Annotated in this window: 22 protein-coding genes and 1 pseudogene; 11 read left to right on the forward strand and 12 right to left on the reverse strand. The window is 71.2% G+C overall.

The window, feature by feature from the left end; genetic code table 11:
• A pseudogene (locus ETD83_RS42830) lies at positions 1 to 475 on the forward strand (hypothetical protein); the annotation flags it as partial.
• On the opposite strand, the gene ETD83_RS26940 reads toward ETD83_RS42830, so the two are convergent.
• The 4 genes from ETD83_RS26940 to ETD83_RS26955 form a co-directional block, all read right to left on the reverse strand.
• Positions 472 to 1,002 carry a YceI family protein gene (locus ETD83_RS26940; RefSeq protein ID WP_138648010.1) on the reverse strand — a complete coding sequence of 177 codons (531 nt, stop codon included), beginning with the start codon at positions 1,000 to 1,002 and terminating at the stop codon, positions 472 to 474. The pseudogene ETD83_RS42830 and the gene ETD83_RS26940 overlap by 4 nt on opposite strands.
• A gap of 18 nt (positions 1,003 to 1,020) precedes the next feature.
• Complete coding sequence (locus ETD83_RS26945; protein ID WP_138648011.1) at positions 1,021 to 1,827, reverse strand: VanW family protein; 807 nt, start codon at positions 1,825 to 1,827, stop codon at positions 1,021 to 1,023.
• A gap of 314 nt (positions 1,828 to 2,141) precedes the next feature.
• A complete protein-coding gene (locus tag ETD83_RS26950) occupies positions 2,142 to 2,378 on the reverse strand; it encodes a DUF6158 family protein (protein ID WP_230421204.1) in 237 nt (78 codons plus the stop codon).
• A gap of 41 nt (positions 2,379 to 2,419) precedes the next feature.
• Positions 2,420 to 4,000, reverse strand: coding sequence for a bifunctional phosphatase PAP2/diacylglycerol kinase family protein (locus tag ETD83_RS26955; protein WP_230421205.1), 1,581 nt, complete (start codon positions 3,998 to 4,000; stop codon positions 2,420 to 2,422).
• A gap of 224 nt (positions 4,001 to 4,224) precedes the next feature.
• Here ETD83_RS26955 and ETD83_RS26960 point away from each other — a divergent pair, with 224 nt between their 5' ends.
• The 7 genes from ETD83_RS26960 (at position 4,225) to ETD83_RS26990 (ending at position 10,950) form a co-directional block, all read left to right on the forward strand.
• Positions 4,225 to 5,124 carry an ABC transporter permease gene (locus ETD83_RS26960; RefSeq protein WP_230421206.1) on the forward strand — a complete coding sequence of 300 codons (900 nt, stop codon included), beginning with the start codon at positions 4,225 to 4,227 and terminating at the stop codon, positions 5,122 to 5,124.
• The gene (locus ETD83_RS26965; RefSeq protein WP_171064451.1) at positions 5,117 to 5,914 is read left to right on the forward strand and encodes an ABC transporter ATP-binding protein; all 798 of its coding nucleotides are present in this window, start codon (positions 5,117 to 5,119) and stop codon (positions 5,912 to 5,914) included. Before ETD83_RS26960 ends, ETD83_RS26965 begins: the two co-directional genes overlap by 8 nt.
• A 305-nt stretch (positions 5,915 to 6,219) precedes the next feature.
• Complete coding sequence (locus ETD83_RS26970) at positions 6,220 to 7,485, forward strand: ABC transporter substrate-binding protein (RefSeq protein WP_205717904.1); 1,266 nt, start codon at positions 6,220 to 6,222, stop codon at positions 7,483 to 7,485.
• A 34-nt stretch (positions 7,486 to 7,519) separates the two neighbouring features.
• Positions 7,520 to 8,596, forward strand: coding sequence for an ABC transporter ATP-binding protein (locus ETD83_RS26975; RefSeq protein ID WP_138648015.1), 1,077 nt, complete (start codon positions 7,520 to 7,522; stop codon positions 8,594 to 8,596).
• Positions 8,593 to 9,501, forward strand: a complete 909-nt coding sequence (locus ETD83_RS26980) for a carbohydrate ABC transporter permease (protein ID WP_205717905.1) — start codon at positions 8,593 to 8,595, stop codon at positions 9,499 to 9,501. The genes ETD83_RS26975 and ETD83_RS26980 overlap by 4 nt, the downstream gene beginning before the upstream one ends.
• Positions 9,498 to 10,379, forward strand: coding sequence for a carbohydrate ABC transporter permease (locus tag ETD83_RS26985; RefSeq protein ID WP_138648016.1), 882 nt, complete (start codon positions 9,498 to 9,500; stop codon positions 10,377 to 10,379). The genes ETD83_RS26980 and ETD83_RS26985 overlap by 4 nt, the downstream gene beginning before the upstream one ends.
• 55 nt (positions 10,380 to 10,434) lie before the next feature.
• Positions 10,435 to 10,950: a YbhB/YbcL family Raf kinase inhibitor-like protein gene (locus ETD83_RS26990; RefSeq protein ID WP_138648017.1), complete on the forward strand. Its 516-nt coding sequence runs from the start codon at positions 10,435 to 10,437 to the stop codon at positions 10,948 to 10,950.
• On the opposite strand, the gene ETD83_RS26995 is transcribed toward ETD83_RS26990, so the two are convergent.
• Genes ETD83_RS26995 through ETD83_RS27015 form a run of 5 tightly spaced genes read right to left on the reverse strand, consistent with a single transcriptional unit; the run spans position 10,928 to position 15,596 of the window.
• A complete protein-coding gene (locus tag ETD83_RS26995) occupies positions 10,928 to 11,740 on the reverse strand; it encodes an ABC transporter ATP-binding protein (RefSeq protein ID WP_138648018.1) in 813 nt (270 codons plus the stop codon). The genes ETD83_RS26990 and ETD83_RS26995 overlap by 23 nt on opposite strands.
• Positions 11,737 to 12,756, reverse strand: coding sequence for a FecCD family ABC transporter permease (locus ETD83_RS27000; RefSeq protein WP_171064452.1), 1,020 nt, complete (start codon positions 12,754 to 12,756; stop codon positions 11,737 to 11,739). The genes ETD83_RS26995 and ETD83_RS27000 overlap by 4 nt, the downstream gene beginning before the upstream one ends.
• Positions 12,753 to 13,766: a FecCD family ABC transporter permease gene (locus tag ETD83_RS27005; protein ID WP_230421207.1), complete on the reverse strand. Its 1,014-nt coding sequence runs from the start codon at positions 13,764 to 13,766 to the stop codon at positions 12,753 to 12,755. The genes ETD83_RS27000 and ETD83_RS27005 overlap by 4 nt, the downstream gene beginning before the upstream one ends.
• Positions 13,750 to 14,592 carry a siderophore-interacting protein gene (locus tag ETD83_RS27010; RefSeq protein ID WP_138648019.1) on the reverse strand — a complete coding sequence of 281 codons (843 nt, stop codon included), beginning with the start codon at positions 14,590 to 14,592 and terminating at the stop codon, positions 13,750 to 13,752. Before ETD83_RS27010 ends, ETD83_RS27005 begins: the two co-directional genes overlap by 17 nt.
• A gap of 8 nt (positions 14,593 to 14,600) precedes the next feature.
• Positions 14,601 to 15,596 carry an ABC transporter substrate-binding protein gene (locus tag ETD83_RS27015; RefSeq protein WP_138648020.1) on the reverse strand — a complete coding sequence of 332 codons (996 nt, stop codon included), beginning with the start codon at positions 15,594 to 15,596 and terminating at the stop codon, positions 14,601 to 14,603.
• A 117-nt stretch (positions 15,597 to 15,713) separates the two neighbouring features.
• Between ETD83_RS27015 and ETD83_RS27020 the strand changes: the two genes are divergently transcribed.
• Positions 15,714 to 16,538, forward strand: a complete 825-nt coding sequence (locus ETD83_RS27020) for a helix-turn-helix domain-containing protein (RefSeq protein ID WP_138648021.1) — start codon at positions 15,714 to 15,716, stop codon at positions 16,536 to 16,538.
• 45 nt (positions 16,539 to 16,583) lie between these two features.
• On the opposite strand, the gene ETD83_RS27025 is transcribed toward ETD83_RS27020, so the two are convergent.
• Positions 16,584 to 16,907, reverse strand: coding sequence for a hypothetical protein (locus tag ETD83_RS27025; RefSeq protein ID WP_138648022.1), 324 nt, complete (start codon positions 16,905 to 16,907; stop codon positions 16,584 to 16,586).
• Between the two features lie 176 nt (positions 16,908 to 17,083).
• A complete protein-coding gene (locus tag ETD83_RS27030) occupies positions 17,084 to 17,287 on the reverse strand; it encodes a hypothetical protein (RefSeq protein WP_138648023.1) in 204 nt (67 codons plus the stop codon).
• On the opposite strand from ETD83_RS27030, the gene ETD83_RS44870 reads away from it, so the two are divergent.
• Entirely contained in the window at positions 17,198 to 17,881 is a 684-nt protein-coding gene (locus tag ETD83_RS44870; RefSeq protein WP_230421208.1) for a DUF5753 domain-containing protein, read from the forward strand. The two genes, ETD83_RS27030 and ETD83_RS44870, sit on opposite strands and share 90 nt — an antisense overlap.
• Positions 17,878 to 18,075, forward strand: coding sequence for a DUF397 domain-containing protein (locus ETD83_RS27040; protein ID WP_138648025.1), 198 nt, complete (start codon positions 17,878 to 17,880; stop codon positions 18,073 to 18,075). Before ETD83_RS44870 ends, ETD83_RS27040 begins: the two co-directional genes overlap by 4 nt.
• A gap of 167 nt (positions 18,076 to 18,242) precedes the next feature.
• Here the strand turns inward: ETD83_RS27040 and ETD83_RS27045 are convergent, their stop codons facing one another.
• Positions 18,243 to 19,472, reverse strand: a complete 1,230-nt coding sequence (locus tag ETD83_RS27045; RefSeq protein ID WP_138648026.1) for an HNH endonuclease signature motif containing protein — start codon at positions 19,470 to 19,472, stop codon at positions 18,243 to 18,245.
• Positions 19,473 to 19,943 lie beyond the last annotated feature (471 nt).

Here is a 19,943-nt window from a genome sequence, read left to right on the forward strand (position 1 = left end):
CCCGCCGCGCTTCGACCGCACGTTCGTCCTGGAACCGCTCGCCCCCGCCCACCACGCCTACCTGCACGCAGTCTCCCGCCAGGTCACGCCTCTGACGCTCACTGATCCCCCTGCGGAGCCGATAGACGTGGACGGCTGGCTCATCGTCCACAGCGGGCCCGCCCCAGAGACACTCGAACTCGTCGAATACGCGCGGGACATGGCGGCCGTCGAAGGCGTCCGCCCGCCGATGACGCTGGTGTCGCCCCAGAAGCCGGACGGACTGCCCCCAGGAGTCGCGCACCTGGACGCCTATCCCGCGTGCCCGCCGGGCCCGAACGTCGAACGCATCGTGACCGCCGCCGGGTTCAACGCCGTCCGGCAGTTCGCGCCCTGGCGGGACCTTCACCGCGTGCTGCCGTTCCCCCGCAGCCTCGACGACCAGTTCACCCGCGCCGCCCGGGCTGCCCGGGCTGCCCGGGCCAGACGGGTCTAGGCGGGAAGGGCGATGTCGAACTCGATCCCGACGTCGTCGGCGAGCCTGAGCGCGCCGAAGAACGCCGAGTACGGCTTGACGCCCCACCGGCTCTGCCTGACCGTGACGCCGCCCCGCACCCGGCCATCGTCCAGGACGGCCCGCACCCGGACCGGTTTCACCCGGCCCATGATCGTCAGGTCGCCCTCGATCGTGTCCGCGCCGATGGCCGTCGACGTGAAGGTGATCTCCGGATAGGAGCGGGCGTCGAGCACCTCGCGCAGCGTCTTCGTGATCTCGGCGCGGTCCTGGTCGGTGAGCGGCTTCACGCCGCCGGTGCCCTCGCGGACCTCCAGCCCGTCCAGTTGGACGGTGACCCTGACGGACGACGCGTCCAGCGGCTCCCGGGCCTCGACCGCCGCCGTCCAGCGCGTGGCCTCGATGGTCAGGTCGTGGCCGGCGCGGCGTCCGAGCCCGCTGCGGCCCGTCCTGACCAGCAGCGCGCCGTCGTCCGGCCCCAGCTCGTACGTTCCCTCTCGTACCGCCATGCCCTCACCATCGCACGCTCAGACGCATCGCACCTGCGGCTGCGGGCGGTATTCGGTGTGGAACCGCTCCCGGCGGACCTTGCGGCCGTGCTGCAGCAGCGTCCGCCACACGTCGATCTCGAAGCCCCTGCGGCCGGTGGTGGGCACGCATTTCGGCCCCTGGCCCTCACCCGTCGTGTACGGCAGGAACCCGTACCGCCCGGACGTCTTCGACCGCACCTGGTACCTGCGTTCGCCGTACAGGCTGACGGTCAGCGACGACGGCGTGGACGAGACCTGGAGGCGCACCGGACGTCCCGTGTCGTTCCGCCACGTGAAGTCCAGACCCGGGTACGACACGGCGGCCTCCCGCCCTGCCGGATACTCCGGCATGTACATGCTGTGCGCGTGCGCCTTCCCGATGTCCAGGCCCGCGCGGAACACCGCGTTGAACAATGTCGCGGACACCTGGCAGATGCCGCCGCCCACGTCGTTCACCAGGCGCGGCCCGACGATGGCGGGCGCGGACACGTAGCCGCGGCTCTCGGTGCGCGGGCCGACGACGTTGTTGAACGAGAACGTCGTGCCCGGAGCGACGATGTGGCCGTCCAGGATCTGGGCGGCGATCTCGATGTTGCGCACCCGGGGCTCACCCGGTGTGAACCGGGTCGTGAAGCTGCTCATCGGCCGCACGGACGGCGGACGGTACGGCACGATGTTCTTCGGTAAGGGGCCGTGCGGCGGGGGCGCGCCGAGGACGGCCAGGCTCGCGGACGCGCCGGGGTCGCGGGGAACCCCCAGGTAGGCGCCGAGCAGAAACCCCGTCGTCGCCAGCGCACCCGCCACGAACGGCCACCACCGCCGGACGCATTCGCGCAGCTCCGACTGGCGGCGCCCCTGACACCGCCGTCCGCGTCCGGCTCTGCGACCGGCCAGCCTCCCGCCGCCGAGCCTCCGACCGCCGAGCCCCCTGCTCCCGAGCCTCCTGCCGCCGGGTTTCCTCCGGCCGGGTCCGTTCCGGCCGGGCCGGGTCCGCCCCACAGATCACACCCCCCGAAGATCCCCAATCGGGATCCTGCACCGGACCCTGCCCCGGCCCTGCCGCCGACGTCCGCGCCTTTACCCGAAGAACACCCGAACAAGAACGAAGCCGGGGACCGTCAGCGGGCCCGGGCGCCCTCGCGCAGCCGTTCGGGGTCGATCTCGCGGCCCGGGAACCTGCGCAGGTACTCGGCCTCAAGCTGGTTCATCCGCCGCGTGTGCTCCCCGTACGCCTGGTCGGCGGCGTGCCTGAGCGCGTCGAGCCTCGTCGTGTACAGGTGGCCGAGCTCACGGAACAGGTCGTCGTCGGTGAGCTCACCGGGGTCGACTCCCAGCATGGTGCCGTCACTCGTCATGTCCGCTCCCTCCGCCGTGGGCCTCCGTGGGCGCCCGTCCCCTACCCGGCGTCGACCGGCGTGAACACCGCGAGCGCCCCGGCGTGCTTGCCGAACCGCACCGCGGCGGGCAGGGCCGACACCTCGCCGTCACGCGCCAGCCGCAGGTCCCCGGAACGCGACGCGACCTCCAGCCCGGTCGCCCGCCACGCGCGGTACCCGGGGATGACGCGCAGGTGCCCGGCCATAACGGCGGCGACGGCGCGGACGCGCGGGACGCGGCGCCCGGTCGCGATCATCCGGACGTCGAGCCGCCCGTCGTCGAGCCGGTCCCGCCAGGTGGGCGCGGCGCCGCGCGAGCCGTACACGCAGTTGCCGACGAACGCCAGCCAGACGCGGCGCTCCCGGCCGTCCACGGTCAGCGCGACCGGTTCGGAGTGCCGCAGCGTCCGGACGGCGGCGACCGCGAGCGCGGGCCACTTCCCGATCCGCCTCTCCAGCCGCTCCCGCCGGACGACCAGCTCGGTGTAGGCGCCGAGGCTCGCGGTGTTCAGGAACAGCCGCTCCTCCTCGCCGAACTGATCGCCCGCCGCACCGCCGGCCGCGCCGCCGGTCACGGGTGTGACGTAGGACACGTCCACGCGGCCGACCCGCCCGCCCCGGTACGCCGCGATCGCCTGCGCCGCCGACTCCACGCCGATCGCCCGCGCGAAATGGTCGAACGTCCCGGTCGGGACGACGAGCAACGGCACGCCGTGCTCCAGCGCGGCCCGCGCGCCCGCGTTCACGGTGCCGTCCCCGCCGATGACGGCGAGCACCGCGGCCCGCCCGGCGGCCTCGTCGAACACCTTGTCGGCGTCCTCGTCCGGTCCCAGCCGGACGATCTCCGCCGCGGGCAGCTCCCGTTCCAGCAGCTCGACCGCCAGCTCCGGGCGGCCGGGCAGGATCGCCGCGGTCGCCCCGCCGGAGCCGCCCGACACCGGGTTCACCACCGCGACCAGGCCGGTCCCGTCATCGGCGACCGCGTCAGCCGCGTCCTCGGTCCGCGCCACCCGGGCCACCGGAGGGCGGGCGGGCCAGACCAGGCGCGTCCCGAGCGCGGCCAGCGCGCCGATCCCGACCCCGGCGAGGACGTCGCCCGGATAGTGGGCGCCGGTGTAGACGCGGGAGAACGCGACCGCCGCCGCCGTGGCCGCGACCGGCGCGGCCACCCGGCGCGGCGCCTCAAGCGCGACCCCGGTCGCGAACGCAGCGGCCGACGCCGAATGCCCGGACGGGAACGCGTGCGACGTCGGCAGCTTCCATCTGATCCGGATCGGCGGCACCAGATCCACGACGGGACGCTTCCGGCGGAACGCCTGCTTGCCGAGGATGTTCACCGCCGGGCTCGCCACCGCGATCGCGATCGACCCGCGCAGCGCCGCGCGCCGCAGCCGGGGCCGTCCGGTGGCGCCCATCACGCCCGCCGACGTGAACCACAGCACCCCGTGGTCGGCGAACCGCGACAGCCTCGGCAGGACGTACTCCAGCCCGCGCAGCCGCGCCGCCGCCACCCGGTCGAACGCCCACCGGTCCGCCCGCCCGAGCCTGCGCAGCAGGCCGTATCGTGGTTCCGGAACCGCCTGGCGACGTCGCGGTATCACAGAGCGTGACGGCGCCGCGGTACGCCGTGAATGGTTGACGCGCATGCCCCGGGTATCCCCAGGGGCGCCGACATGATTCCGTAAAGATCTCAAATCGGGGGTCACATGCGGGCGAACGTCACGCACGCCTCAGCGACTGCAATAGGCTTCCCGGCATGAGTCACCCGGAACGGCTCGGTTCCCCGGGTGGCGAGTCGGTCGGAACGATCGCGGAGCCTCCTCACGTGAACGAGACGCTGGCCGACTACGCCGCCCGCCACGGGCTGAGGCAGAGCGCCGCGCGCCCCCCGCTGCGCAAGTACCTCCAGAGCGTATGGGCCCGGCGGAACTTCATCTGGGCGTTCGCGTCCGCCAAGAACATCTCGATGTACACCGACTCGCGGCTGGGTCAGGTGTGGCAGCTCCTGACGCCGCTGCTGAACGCGGCGGTGTACTACCTGATCTTCGGGCTGCTGCTCGGCACCGACCGCGGCATACCGGGCTTCGTCCCGTTCCTGGTGACCGGTGTCTTCCTGTTCGGGTTCACCCAGCGGTCCGTCAGCTCGGGCGCCAAGTCCGTCGGCGACAACCTGTCGCTGATCCGGGCGCTGCACTTCCCGCGGGCGACGCTGCCGCTGGCGATCGCCGTCGTCGAGCTCCAGCAGCTGCTCATGGCCCTGGTCGTGCTGTTCGCGATCATCTTCGCGTTCGGGGAGCAGCCCACCCTGCAGATGCTGCTGTTCGTGCCGGTGGTGATGCTCCAGCTCATGTTCAACGTGGGCATCAGCATGGTGATGGCCCGGCTCGGCGCGTTCAACCGCGACATCACCCAGCTCCTGCCGTTCGTGATGCGGACCTGGCTCTACACGTCCGGCGTGATCTTCAGCCTGCCCGCGCTGATCAAGCAGACCAAGCTCGCCGACTACCCCTTTCTCAGCGAGCTGATGCAGCTCAACCCGGCGTACGTGTACATCGAGCTGAGCAGGTACGTGCTGCTGAGCAGGTACCGCGACCACGTCACGAACGACCTCCACTTGAACGAGGCGGGCCAGCTGTGGCTCGCCGCCATCGTCTGGGCGGTGGTCATGCTGGTCGGCGGGTTCATGTACTTCTACAGAGCCGAGGAGCGATACGGCCGTGGCTGACACCGACACGAAGGTCCGCGGCGCCGCCGAGATCGACCCCCACCGGGAGCCGATCGTCGTCGTCGACGACCTGCACATCGTGTACCGCGTGTACGGCGCGGGCGGCAAGGGCAACGCCGCGTCGGCCTTCCGCCGCGTCATCCGCCGCCAGCGCCGCCCGTCCATGACGGAGGTCCACGCGATCAAGGGGCTGTCGTTCGTCGTCTACCGGGGCGAGGCCGTCGGGATCATCGGCAGCAACGGCTCCGGCAAGTCGACGCTGCTGAAGGCCATCGCCGGGCTGCTGCCCCCGCACCGCGGCGGCGTCTACACCGACGGCCAGCCGTCCCTCCTCGGCGTGAACGCGGCCCTGATGAAGGACCTCACCGGCGAGCGCAACATCGTCCTCGGCTGCCTCGCGATGGGCATGTCCCCGGCGGAGGTCAAGGACCGCTACGGCAAGATCGTCGACTTCGCCGGGCTCAAGGAGGGCTTCATCCAGTACCCCATGCGGACGTACTCGTCCGGCATGGGCGCCCGGCTCAGGTTCGCGATCGCCGCGGCCAAGACCCACGACGTGCTGCTGATCGACGAGGCCCTCGCCACCGGCGACGCCAAGTTCCGGGTCAAGAGCAAGCGCCGGATCGAGGAGCTGCGCAGCGAGGCGGGCGCGGTGTTCCTGGTCGCGCACCAGCTCGACACGGTCAAGGACATGTGCGACCGCGTCATCTGGATCGAGGAGGGCCGGATGCGCATGGACGGCGACCCCGAAGAGGTCGTCGCCGCCTACACCGAGGCCACTGGCAAGTAGAGCGGGGCGTGTGACCGGAGAGGTCACAGTGACGCAGAGTTACCGGATCGTCTCTGGATGAGACGGCCTCGCCGATCTACCTTCAAGGGAGACCTACGGCGACGGAGGCTCCCATGGCCGACCGGTTCAGTACTCCCCGAGGGGGGACGACCCCCCACACCCCCAGGACCGACTCCGTCGGGCTCAGCAGACGAGGCTTCCTCTCTTCCACGGCCCTGGCGGCGGGTGCGTACGGGGTGCTGGCAGGATGTGCCAGCGAGACGAGCGGTCCGCAGGCGAAGAACGCCGGGAACGCTCCGAAGGAGGTGTTCACCTCCCCTGCTAAGAAGCTCGGCGGCTCCCTCAGCATCCTGATGTGGAGCCACTTCGTGCCCCGGCACGACAAGTGGTTCGACAAATTCGTCGCCGACTGGGGCAAGAAGGTCGGCGTGGACGTCCGCGTCGACCACATCAACACCGTGGACGTCCCGCGCCGCGCCGCGTCCGAGATCCAGGCGGGACGCGGCCACGACCTCATCCAGCACATCGCGCCGTTCTCGCAGTACGAGCCGTCCGTCCTGGACCTGTCCGACCTCGTCCAGGAGGCGAACCGGCGGTGGGGGCAGCAGCTCGAACTGTGCCGCAAGTCGAGCTACAACCCCAACACCAGGCGGTTCTACTGCTACTGCCCCGGCTGGTCGCCCGACCCCGGTGACTTCCGCAAGTCGATGTGGGCGGACGTCGGGATGCCGAACGGCCCGACGACCTGGGACGACCTGCTCCGCGGCGCGGCCGAGATCAAGAAGCGGACCGGCGTGCCGTGCGGGATCGGGCTGTCCCCGGAGACCGACTCGAACATGGCGGCGCGGGCGCTGCTGTGGTCGTTCGGCGGCGCCGTCCAGGACGAGAACGAGAAGGTCGTCCTCAACTCCGACGCGACCGTCGCGGCCGTCGAGTACATGGCCCGGCTGTTCAAGGACGCGGAGACCAGCGAGGTCTTCTCCTGGACGCCCGCGTCCAACAACCAGGCCCTCATCGCCGGCAAGTCGTCGTACATCCTGAACTCGATCTCGGCATGGCGCACCGCGATGGGCACCAACCGGAAGATCGGCGACGACATCTTCTTCGTGCCCGCGCTGCGCGGGCCGAAGGCGGCGCTGGCGGCGCAGCACGTCATCCAGCAGTGGATCGTCCCGAAGTACGCGGGGAACGCGGACGCGGCGAAGGAGTTCCTGCTGCACTACACGGCGAACTTCCCCGCCGTGACGTTCCACTCCGAGCTGTACGACCTGCCGGGGTGGCCGTCGCTCGTCCCGCAGCTGCACGGCTGGCTCGACAACGACCCGTGGGGCGCGAAGCCCGCGAACAAGCTGAGCCTGCTGAAGACGGCGACGTCGTGGAGCGCGAACATCGGCTATCCGGGCCCGTCCAACCCGGCGATCGGCGAGATCTTCAACACCAACGTGCTGCCGACGATGTTCGGCCGCGCCGCCCGCGGCCAGACGTCCCCGCGCCAGGCCGTCGCGGAGGCCGAGGGGCGCGCCAACGCGATCTTCAAGAACTGGCGTTCCCGCGGTCTCGTCGGCGGCTGAGGCGCGCCCATGAACCGCGAGCGGAGGCGAGCCCATGAACACAGTTGAGGTGAAGGGGCTGGTCAAGACCTTCGACGGGCACGTCCGCGCGCGGCGGCGGGGACGAGGTGACCAAGTCCGGGCGCTGGACGGCGTCGATCTGGCGGCCGAGCCCGGAGAGTACCTGGTGCTGCTCGGGCCGTCCGGGTGCGGGAAGACGACGCTGCTGCGCACGATCGCGGGCCTGGAGCAGCCGACCGAGGGCGAGGTGCTGATCGGCGGGAACGTCGTCAACGGGCTCCCGCCGCGGGTCCGGCAGATCGCGATGGTGTTCCAGTCGTACGCGCTGTACCCGCACAAGACGGTGCTGGACAACATCGTCTTCCCGCTCCGCGCGGAGGGGATGGCCAAGGATGAACGCGACCGCAAGGCGAAGTGGGCCGCCGAGCTGCTGGACATCCAGCCGCTGCTGCGCCGCAAGCCGCGCCAGCTGTCGGGCGGCGAGCGGCAGCGGGTGGCGCTGGCGCGGGCGCTGGTCCGCGACCCGGCGGTGTTCCTGCTGGACGAGCCGCTGTCGAACCTCGACGCGAAGATGCGCGCCACGGCCCGGGACGAGCTGAAGCGCTTCCAGGAGCGTGTCGGCACCACGACGATCTACGTCACGCACGACCAGGCTGAGGCGATGGGCCTGGGCGACCGGATCGCGGTGCTGGAGCACGGCCGCGTCCGGCAGGTCGGGACGCCGCAGGAGGTGTACGACGACCCGGCCGACACGTTCGTGGCGACGTTCATCGGGTCGCCGCCGATGAACCTCGTCAGGCGGGACGGGCGGCTGGTGGGGTTCCGTCCCGAGCATCTGCTGCCAGTGGAGAACGTCCCGGCGGACGCGCGGGTGAGGATGCCGTTCCAGGTCGAGCGGATGGAGTACCTGTCGGGCGACCGGCACGTGTACGGGACGGTGACGGGCATCGGTGAAGAGACGCGCGTCATCGCCCGGCTGCCCGCGACCGTGGGCACGCCGCTGGAGGCCGGGGAGACCCGCGAGTTCGCCGTCCCGGCCGAGCGGCTCCGGTTCTTCGACGCCGACGGCGGCAAACGCGCGGCGGCCGTCCCGATCGGAGGCTCGCCGTGACGGCGGGATCCGGACGACCGAAGGCGGGGCTCGCCGACCGGGACGGGTTCCTCGCGTGGGTGATGCTGCTGCCGTCGGTGGTCTACATCATCGCGCTGGTCGGCGTCCCGTTCCTGCTGGCGATCGCGTTCGCGTTCTCGGACGTCACCACCGGCGACCCGTCGTTCGACTTCGTCGGTTTCGGCAACTTCGCCGAGGTGTTCGACGACGGCGTGTTCTGGCGCTCGCTGCGCAACACGCTGTTCTTCACGCTGGTCAGCATGGTGCTGATCGTGGTGTTCGGGAAGATCCTCGCGAACATCCTGGTCGCGGACTTCCACGGCAAGTGGTTCGTCCGGTTCCTGGTGCTGCTGCCCTGGACGACGCCGGTGGCGCTGTCGACGGTGTCGTGGCTGTGGTTCCTCGACTCGATCTTCTCGCCGGTCGACTGGGTGCTCCGCAACCTCGGGCTGATCGACGCGAACGTCGTGTGGCTGGGCCGTCCGGGCACGGCGATGGCGTCGGTGATCGCGGTGCAGGTGTGGCGGCTGACGCCGCTGGCCGCGGTGATCGTGATGGCGGGGCTGGTCGCGATCCCCCGCGACATCAACGAGGCGGCGCGCATCGACGGCGCCGGGTTCTGGCGGCGGATGTTCGAGGTGACGATCCCGCTGACGCTCCCGGTGATCGCCGTCGCCGGGCTGTTCGGCGCGATCATGACGTTCACGGACATGACCGTCCCGTACGTGCTGACGCGCGGCGGCCCGACCCACGCGACGGACGTCCTCGCCTCGTGGGCGTACTTCCGCGGCATCGAGGGCGGGGACGTCGGGCAGGGCGCGGCCATCGCACTGTTCCTGTTCCCCCTACTGTTCGCGGGCGCGATAGCGATCCTGCGGGCCGTCCGGCGGCTGGAGGCCCGATGACGACCGTGATCAACGTCGAAGGGCTCCGGAAGCGGTACGCGCGGCGGCATGTGGCGGCGCGGTGCGGGGTGTACGGGGCGGCGGTGCTGGCGGCGCTGGTGTGCGCGCTGCCGTTCCTGTGGAGCGTCGTCAGCGCGTTCAAGCAGAACCAGGACCTCTACAACCCCGAGAGCAACCCGTTCTTCTACAACAAGCCCGCCACGCCCGACCATGTGACGTTCCTGTTCACCGACACGCCGTTCCTGACGTTCGTGGTGAACACGCTGATCGTCGGAGCCGTGGTGGTGGCGGTCACGCTGGTGCTGGCGCTCCCGGCGGCGTACTCGCTCGCGCGCCTCGACCGTCCGTGGGGCACCCCGATGGGCATCGCGATCTTCCTGGTGTACCTGGTGCCGCCGTCGTTGCTGTTCCTGTCGCTGACCCGCGTCGTGGTGTGGCTGCACCTGGAGGACACGCTCTGGTCGATGATCGTCGTCTATCCGACGATCACGGTGCCGGTGTCGGTGTGGCTGCTGATCGGGTTCCTGAAGGCCGTCCCGAAGGACATCGAGGAGCAGGCGATGGTGGACGGCCACAGCCGCCTCGGCGCGTTCCTGCGGGCCGTCCTGCCGCTGGTGTTCCCGGGGATCGTCGCGGTCGTGGTGTTCAGCTTCACGCTCACGGCCAGCGAGTTCGTGTACGCGCTGGCGTTCGTGTCGGCGAGCCCGGAGATGGTGGTCAGCACCGGCGTCCCGACGCAGCTGATCCGCGGGGACGTGTTCTTCTGGCAGTCGCTGCAGGCGTCCACGGTGATCACGGCGGTGCCGATCGCGTTCCTGTTCAACCTGTTCCTCGACCGTTTCGTCACCGGGTTCACGATGGGCGCCGTCAAGACGTGACGGCCCCTGATAGAGATGGAGGGACACAGCCGTTCCCCGATGTAGGAGGGCCGCCATGGCCGGCAAGCCGCCGCTTCCGCACGAGTTCCTGCCCGAAGTCCCGTCGTTCACCGTGACCAGCGACGACGTCGCCGACGGCGAGCGCCTCGCGGACAAGCACGTGTACAGCGGCCTCGGCGGCGGCGATGAGTCCCCGCAGCTGAGCTGGTCGGGGTTCCCCGCCGGGACGAAGAGCTTCGCGGTGACGTGCTTCGACCCGGACGCGCCGACCGGCAGCGGCTTCTGGCACTGGTCGCTGTTCGACATCCCGGCGGACGTGACCGAGCTGCCCACCGGCGCGGGCACCGAGGACGCCAAGATCGGCATCCAGGCCCGCAACGACTACGGGGTGAGGGCGTTCGGCGGCGCGGCCCCGCCGCCCGGCGACCCGCACCGCTACGTGTTCACCGTCCACGCCCTGGACGTCGAGTCGCTCGGCATCGGCCCAGACACGCCCCCGGCCGCGGTGGGCTTCAACCTCACCGCCCACACCCTGGCCCGCGCCTCGATCATCCCGGTGTACGGCACCTGAGGGACCGGGCGTACTCCTCGGTCGGGACGATCATCGGGGTGCCGGTGACCGGGTCGGGCGCGACGACGCACGACAGGTCGAACACCTCCTTGATCAGGGCGGCGTCGACGATGTCGGCGGGCGCGCCCGCGGCGACGATCCGTCCGTCCCGCATGGCGACGAGGTGGTCGGCGAACCGGCACGCCTGGTTGACGTCGTGCAGCACCGCGATGATCGTCCTGCCCTCGTCGCGCAGCCGGGCCAGCAGCGCGAGCAGCTGGTACTGGTGCGTGATGTCGAGGAACGTGGTGGGCTCGTCCAGCAGCAGGTAGGACGTCTCCTGCGCCAGCACCATCGCGATCCACGCCCGCTGCCGCTGCCCGCCGGACAGGCTCTCCACCGGCCGTTCGGCGAGGTCGGTGACGCCGGCCGCCTCCATCGCCGCGGCCACGGCCCGCTCGTCCTCGCGCGACCAGGTGGACAGCAGTGTCTGGTGCGGGTAGCGGCCCCGTGCGACGAGCTGCCGCACCGCGATGTTCTCCGGCGCGACGAGGCCCTGCGGCAGGAACCCGACCTCGCGGGCGATCGCCTTCGGCCGGTAGTCGCGGACGTCCCGTCCGTCGAACGCGACGTGCCCGGACGACGGCGCCAGCAGCCGGGCGAACGAGCGCAGCAGCGTCGACTTGCCGCACGCGTTGGCGCCGACGACGGCGGTGAAGGCCCCGTCGGGGACGTCGACGGTCAGGTTCGCCGACACGACCCGGTCGCCGTAGGCGAGGGTGACGCCGGCGGCGGTCAGGCGTCCGGTCACGGCCTTCTCACCTCCATGATCAGGAGCCGGCAGAGGTAGGCGCCGCCGATCACCGTCGTGACGACCCCGACGGGCAGCTGGACGGGGGCCACCACCGTCTGGGCGGCGAGGTCGGCGGCGAGGAGCAGCAGCGCCCCGGTCAGCGCGGCGGGCAGCGCGGGCGTCCCGGCGGCGCCCGCGACCCGGCGGCCGATCTGCGGCGCGGCGAGCGCGACGAACACGATCGGCCCGGTCGCGGACGTGACGGTCGCGGTGAGGCCCACGCCCGCCAGGATGATCAGCAGCCGGTACCGGTTCAGCGCCACCCCCGACGCCGCGGCGACGTCGTCCCCGAGCGCGGCCTGCCCCGTGGTCCGCGACAGGACGGCCGACAGCAGCGCCAGCGCCGCGAGGATGAGGAACGGGAGGCGGACCTCGCCCCAGTCCAGGCCGTTCAGGGAACCGGCGCTCCACGCGGTCGCGGCGGTCGCCACCTCGAGCTGGGCGCGGAGCACGATCCACGAGTTGAGCGCGGTCAGCATGGCGTTCACCGCGATCCCGATGACGACGAGCCGCAGGCCGCTGAGCCCGGACCGCAGCGACAGCGCGTAGACGGCGGCGGCCGAGGCGAGCCCGCCGGCCAGCGAACCGGCGGCGAGCCCCGCCGCCGTCCCGCCGAACGCGGTGATCGCGATCAGGACGCCGGTGTAGGCCCCGGCGTCCATGCCGATCACGTCCGGGCTGCCGAGCGCGTTGCGGGTGACGTTCTGGAAGATCGCCCCGGCGGTGCCGAGGGCCGCGCCGAACACCAGCGCCCCGGCCACCCGGGGCAGCCGCCACTCCTGGACGATCAGCGCCGCGTCCCCGTGCCCGGCGAGCCCGGCGAGGACCTCGCCGGGCGGGTCCCAGGAGTCCCCGCGGCACAGCGCGACGAAGGCCAGCGCCAGGGTGACGGCGGCCAGCGCGGCCGACGTCACCGCGGTCCGCCGCTCGATCAGCGCGGACACCCGCCCCGCGCGTACCACCAGCGCGCTCACGGCTCCACCGCCCCGTACCGGCGGACCACCCAGATCAGCGCCGGTCCACCGAGGAACGCGGTGACGACCGCCACCGGCACCTCGCCCGTCGGCAGCAGCACCCGCGCCCCGATGTCGGAGACGAGCAGCAGGATGGGGCCGAGCAGCATCGTGTAGGCCATCAGCCACGGGACCGACCCGCGGGCGGCCCGCCGCGCCAGGTGCGGGACGATCAGCCCGACGAACACGATCGGCCCCGCGATGGCGGTGGCGGCGCCCGCGAGGACGGTGACGAGCGCGAGCACCGCCACCCTGATCCGGGCGACGCGGGCGCCGAGCGCGTGCGCGACGTCCTCGCCGAGGGCGAGGCCCGCCAGGGGGCGGGTGACCAGCATCGCGCCAGCGAGGGCGAGGACGATCGCCAGCAGCGGCACCTCGAACGGCGTCTGCTCGCGGCCGGCGAGCGATCCGACCGACCAGAACCGGTACCGGTCCAGGGCGTCGGGGTACACCATGCGCAGCCCGAGGGTTATCCCCGACAGCACGAAGGTGAAGGCGACGCCGGCGAGGACGAGCCGCAGCGGCACGGCACGTCCGATGCCGTACACGACGAGCGTCGTGAGCACCGCCCCCGACAGCGCGAGCCCCAGCCGCCCCGCCTGCGACCCGCTGATCCCGAGCACGGTCCCGGCCGTGATCGCCAGCCCGGCGCCCGCGGTCACCCCGAGGATGCCGGGTTCGGCCAGCGGGTTGCGGGTCAGCGTCTGGACGAGGGTGCCCGCGGTGCCGAGGGCGGCGCCCACGCAGACGGCGAGGACCGTCCGCGGCAGCCGGACGTCGCGGACGATCACCTGCTCGTCCGTGCCCGCGTAGCCGGTCAGGGCCCGCCAGATCTCGTGCGGCGGGGCGCTTCCCGCCCCCACGGCCAGGCTCATGCCAGCGAGGACGGCCAGGACCAGGACGGCCCCCAGCAGGACCACCACCCGCCGCGCCGGACGGGCGCGCGGGGCGGGCTCAGTCGTCGTCCTCAAGCCCGGCCACTCCGAGTTTCCAGTAACCCGTGAAAAGCGCGTCCAGCCCGTCCGCGCTGCCGTTCGCGGCCTTGAGGTCGCGTGCCCAGGCGCGCAGCGGCCTGATCGCGCCCGTCTCCCCGGCGGCGAACAGGAACGTCCGCCCTCCGGGAAGGTCGAGCGACCGCACGGTGTCGGCCAGCGACGACTCCCGTCCGTCGCGGACGAGCCAGGTGACCTCCACCCCGTCGCGGGCGGCGAGGGGGTAGGCGTGGTCGGCGGCGTCGGCGGTCTCGATCACCAGCCGGGCGGACACGTCCGGCGGGGACTCCTCCAGCCACCGCGCGGCGGCGGGCAGCGCGGTGGCGTCGACCGCGAACACGTAGTGGCCGTAGTTGTGCGGGAACGCCTTGGCTCCGGGCGGCCCCGCGACCGCGACGTCCGCCCCCGGCTTGACGTCCGCCGCCCACTCCGCGGCCAGCCCGCCCGGGTGCAGGACGAAGTCCATGTCGAGTTCGCCCGCGTCCGCGTCGTAGCGGCGGATCGTGTACCGGCGGCTGGGCGGCGACGGCTTCGGCCAGTCCAGGTCCAGGTCGTGGGTGGGCACGGGGAGGCGGAGGGCACCGTCCGCGTCCGGGAAGACGATCTTGATGTGGTCGTCGGCCTGGTAGGTGTGGAACCCCGCCAGCTCCGGGCCGCCGAAGGTCAGCCGCAGCATGTTCGGCGTGACCTGTTCGCGGCGCAGCACCTGGAGCGTCCGGATGCCGATCGGGTACCCGATGCGGCGGACACCGGTGCCGTTCCGATGATGCTCTAGCACCCGGCCGCGCGGGTCGTGGCGCTCCATGCGCGTCCTCACTTCTCCAGCAGCGGCGCGAGCGCCTTGTCGATCTCGTCCAGGGCCCGCGTCGCCGACTCGTACGTCGCCGCCTCGGTGTAGCGGAGCCCGAAGGTCTGGCCGTCCTTGACCGCAGGCAGGTTCTTCCACAGCTTGGAGCCGAGGACGTACCGCACCGATTCGCCTTGCTTGCCGTCGGGTTCCAGCGTGTAAGTGATGGCGGCGGCCTCGCCGAGACTCTGCGGCAGCTCCTCGATGGACGAGGTCTCGCTGACGTCCTTCGAGCCGCCGCCCTTCTTCTTGACCTCGCCGTAGTAGGTCACGCCGATGTCCTGGGCGATGTTGGTCCCCCACGAGCCGGCGAACTCGCGCATGAACGTCCCGGTCGAGACGTCGCCGTACTCCCCGACGTGCCCGAACTTCACCCCGGCGAGGGCGTCCTTGTACTTGGCCTTGAGCCCCGCGGCCTTCTTCTCGTACGCGGTCTTCGACTCCGCGAGCCGCCCCGCCTGCCCGGCCGCGTCGGCCTGCCGCTGCGACAGCTCACGCCACGCGGACGGCACGGTCGGCCCGATCGCCACGACCGGGGCGATGGATTCGAGGCGCTTCAGGTCCAGATCGCCGAGGACGGGCTTCGGGACGCCGATCACGATGAGGTCCGGCTTGACCTTGGCGATGGCCTCGTAGTTGGTCGAGGCGGCCGTCTCGTCAGCGATCTTGGTCAGCCCGTCATACCTCTTGCGGTCCTCCGGCGTCATCATCGCCAGGCCGCGCTTCCAGGACGAGATCCCGACCAGCTTCGCGTCGGCCTCGATGAGGACCGGCACCGCGTACCCGGTCGCGACGACCCGCCGCGGCTCGGCGGGGATCGTGACCTTGCCGTTGTCGGCCTCGAAGGCCCGGGTCGCGGCGTCACCGCCGGACGCGGAGTCCGAGCCGGACCCGCAGGCGGTCACGAGGACGAGCGCGGCGGCCACTGCGCCGGCGAGCCTCCAGGGCTGACGAGAGTGCATGGTCGCGTTCCTAGTTCGAGGGGGAGGTTCAGGGGTCGGCACCCCTGCTGACATGGTCCGATGCCTGGTTAGGTTAGCCTTACTTACCCTGCGCCCATATCGCTGGGAGGACATCCTGTGCCGGTCACACGTCAGCTCGATCACGACCCGGAGTCCTGCGAGGAGTACGGCTACGGCCTAGGCGCGCCCGACGGGATCCTCCTGCTCAGGTACCGCTCGTCGGGCGGCCTGACGTTCGGCGAGAGCCGCGACGACTTCCTGCATCAGCTCTACTGGTCCCCGGACGGCGTCCTCGCGACGCTGCACGGCTCGTCCATCCGGTTCACCGGGCCCGGCGAGGCGTTCTGGGTGAGGCGCGCGGTGAGCCACGAGGTGCGCGCGGGCGACCGGCAGACCGTCTACCGGATCTGCCTGCGCGAGGTACCACCCGCACTGAACGCCCTCCGCGCAGGCCCGGCGACGATCGACGACGAGGCCGCGCGCCTCATCGAGACCATCGCCCGCCGCACCTGCGACGAGACCACCGCCCTCACCGCCCGCCGCCGCATCCTGACCGGCCTCGCCGCGCCGCACACCGTCCCGCCGTCACCGGACGTCCACGGCACCGGCTTCGCGCTGACCGTCGCCCGCGCCCTCTCCCACGACCCGGCCGACCCGACCCGCCTCGACGAATGGGCGGAGCACCTGCGCGTCAGCGTCAAGACGCTCCAGCGCGACTTCGTCCGCGAGTTCGGCATGCCGTACACACGCTGGCGGACCCGCCTGCGCCTGCGCGCCGCCCGCGTGCTCCTGGACACCCACCCGGTCACCAAGGTCGCCCACAAGGTCGGCTACGCAAGCCCGTCCGCCTTCATCACAGCCTTCACCAAGGAATACGGCCACACCCCCGGCCGCCACGGCGGGCATGCTCACCGTCCCCCCAGCACGCACGCGGCGCCGTAGCCCAGGACGCCCGCCGGATCCCATCCGGATCGCCCGGTACGACGATCACCCGCTCACACCCGCCAGCTCGCTCGCGACGGCGTGCAGGGTCGCGGTGACGTCGCGAGCAGGCCGGATGGGACGGCCGTCGGCCGCCCAGCAGAACCACCACTGGCCGTCGCGGAAGTCGCACCCGATCTCGACCGTCCGCCGCGGGCCGCCGTACCGCACCACGCTCACCCAGGACACCCCGCGCCGCTCGATCAGCCCGCCCGCCAGGTGCGGGTGCGTCCGCACGCCCGCGTCCAGCTCGGACAGGTGCGCACGCCGGTCGTTGCGCGGCGGCGGGGCGTCCAGGGTCGCCGCGTGCCTTCCCTTGTCGAAATTCATCGCAGTCACCTCACTGATGTCGAGTCGTCCTTGCCGGTGGAGGGGCGCGGCCCTGCACCCGGGGGACGGATGTGCACCGCCGCGCCGCCTCCACCTCCCCCCTCCGGGACCGCGCCCCTATCGGCGGCGGTCCCGCAACCGGCGACCAGCGCGGAGCCTGGCGTCTCCTCCGCGCGTCACCGGACCCACGCCCGCTTGCGCTCGGCGCGCTCGGCCTCCTGGACCAGCGCGGCACGCAGCGTCTCCGGCGTGGGGTACATGAGGGTCGAATCGACCCCGGCCGCCGGGTCGTGCAAGGTCGCCACCCACTCCCCCAGCAACCCGTCCGACCGAACCGCCACGCCGACCGACTTGATCGCCACCTGAACCTCAACGGCCATTTCGCCCGGCTCGTTCGCTATGCGCGCACTGCCCACGATCCGGACTGGTTCGCCGAATACGCCAAATACGAGGCCAAGGCGCTACAGATCCGCCTATACCGGCTCTCCTTCATACCGGGGCTCTTTCAGACCCCGGAGTACGCCCGCGCGCTCATCACAGGTGCGCGCATGGTCGAGGATGTCGAAGCGACCGTCCAAGATCGGATGAAGAGGCGGGACGCGCTCGCACGGAAGAGCCCGCCGCTCGTGTGGATCATCCTCGACGAGAACGTGTTGCTCCGTCCGATCGGAGGGCCGGAAGTGATGCGGGAACAACTTGCACTGCTGCATGAAGTGGCCCTCATGCGGACCGTGACGGTACAGATCGTTCCGCAGTCCAGTGACTACTACCTGGGGCTGGAAGGCTCGTTCAACGGTCTGACCATGGAGGCTGGCGATCTGGCGTTTGTCGAGGCTCCGGGCGGCGGCAGAATCGTCCAGAGCGCGCCGGAGGTCCGAGATTTCGGGATACGTTGGGCGCGGATCTGCGCAAGCGCCCTACCGTGGGAGGCTTCGCGCGACCTTATGGCACAAGCGATGGAGCGGTTTGCATGATCAACTGGCGCAAGTCCAGCCACAGCGGCGGCGGCGGCGCAGGCGGCCAAGACTGCGTCGAGGTCGCTGATCTCACCCCGGTGATCGCCGTTCGGGATTCCAAGGATCCGGATGGCCCCAAGCTGGCCCTCGACACCACCGCCTGGCGCACTCTCGCCCACCAGATCAAGAACGGCCACCACGACCTGGCCTGACCCATCCCCCGCACCAACAAGCCCTCGACTTGCCGCAGGTCGAGGGCTTGCGACGTAGCAAGGCCCGCCCATTCGGTTCGTCGCGGCCCGGAGGCGCAGGGATCAACTCTTACAGAATCCCAGTTGGGCATGCCCCCGCCCGCCCATCGGTTTGGGAGCGGGAATGGCTAGGCGGCTTGGGCGAGTTCGGTGGGTGGGGCGTTGGCGTCCGGTGGCGGGAGAACGCGGTAGACGTATCGTCCGGTGGCATCACGGACGATGCGTACCTGTTCGGCGTCGGTGTGTTTGAAGCGGTTGTGCCATCCGCAGCAGAGGGCGAGCTGGTCGATGTCGGTGGGGCCGCCGATTGCCCAACCGCCGACGTGGTCGACCTCGCACAGGGTGCCGGGGACCTCGCATCCCCGTACCGCGCATGTCGGGTAGAGGGTTTCGAGGACTTGCCGTTGACCGGGTGTGGCGAACCGGGTGCGGTGCCCGAGATAGAGCGGGACGTGTCCGCGTCCCAGAAGGAGCGGTGAGGCTCCGGCGTTGAGGGCGATGCGGCGGGCCTGCTCGGCGGGGATCGGTGTGCCGTCGGTGAGACGGGCCGGGGCGGTGCCGCCCGTGAGGGTGTCGAGGTCGCAGATGACGGTGACCTTGGTGGCGCGGTGCCCGCCTGCCAGCACACTGTTCAGCGCCGCGGCGGTGCGCTCCGGCAGGTCACGACGATCATCGGTCCCGGCGGGCTTGGCCAGCGGGCCGAGCGTGCCGTCCCAGACGGCGGCGTCCTCGGCGTTCAGCCAGCCCTTCACATAGCGGCCGCCGTCCAATGAGCGAGTGGAGGTGATCCAGGAGCGCTGGTATCCGCGCTGGGAGTCCTCGTCGACGCTCTCGGTGCCGTCGCGCTCGGCGATCACGTCACGGATGCGGCGGCCGAACGAGGCGACCTTCCCGGCCGAGAACCCCTGGTCGACCATGTCGAGCAACACCTTCTCGGCGGCCGCGCAATCCTCGTCGTCCAGCCGGGCGACGGCATCGGCCACGGTCGACGCATGGCCGTAGGCCAGTTCGCCGGTCGCCAGGAGTTCGGCGACTCGGGGCAGCCGGTGCCGCTGCCGGGCCAGGGTGATCCGCTCCTTGGCGCGGGACTCGCGCATGCCCAGCCGCGACCGCAGCCACGCTTGGGTGGACGGCAGTCCCCAGCGGCGCATCTCACCGGAGGCGTCCACCCGGCCGATCAGTTCGGCGAGTGCGCTTTCCTGCTGGTCGGTGGCGGCTGCGAGGGTTTCGGCGAGCTCCATGCAGGCTGCCGGTGATTCGGGTGCGGTGCGTCCGGCGAGTTCGTGGGCGATCGCGGCGATGGCGTTCACCAATTCCATGGTGGACGCCACCCCGAGATCAACCTCAACCAAACTCATATTCGAATAATATCAAGAGAGAACCCTCGACCGCCCTGAATTAAGGTTGGACTTTTGTCACCTGAAAGATAGCCGGAGTCAAGGGAAAGTCAGAGCCCAGTTCCGGCGCCTCTCACATTTCAGAGTCCCTCATATCCCGTGCCCGGATCTTAGGGAATTGGACGGTGGGGTGGCGAGTCGGGCGGGGGGCAGGCGGAGCCTGCCCGACGTAAGCTGCTCCCAGGGGCCGCAGAGGCTCCAAAGTCAAGGGTGGGACGAAGTCCCATCGCGAAGCGACGCGAAGCGCCCTTGACTTTGGAGGGGCGACCCCGTACGCAGCGCCACCCCACCCGAACCCTAGTGTCCTGAGTCATTAGTTCTTCGTTAGTCGGTAGGGTGTGGGGATGCCGAGCCCGAAGCTGGAACCGGTGGTGTTGTCCGACGAGGAGCGGTCGGTGCTGACCGGGTGGGTGCGCCGTCGCAAGACCTCCC

The sequence above is a fragment of the Actinomadura soli genome (assembly GCF_005889715.1).
GTDB classification, from domain to species: Bacteria; Actinomycetota; Actinomycetes; order Streptosporangiales; family Streptosporangiaceae; genus Spirillospora; species Spirillospora soli.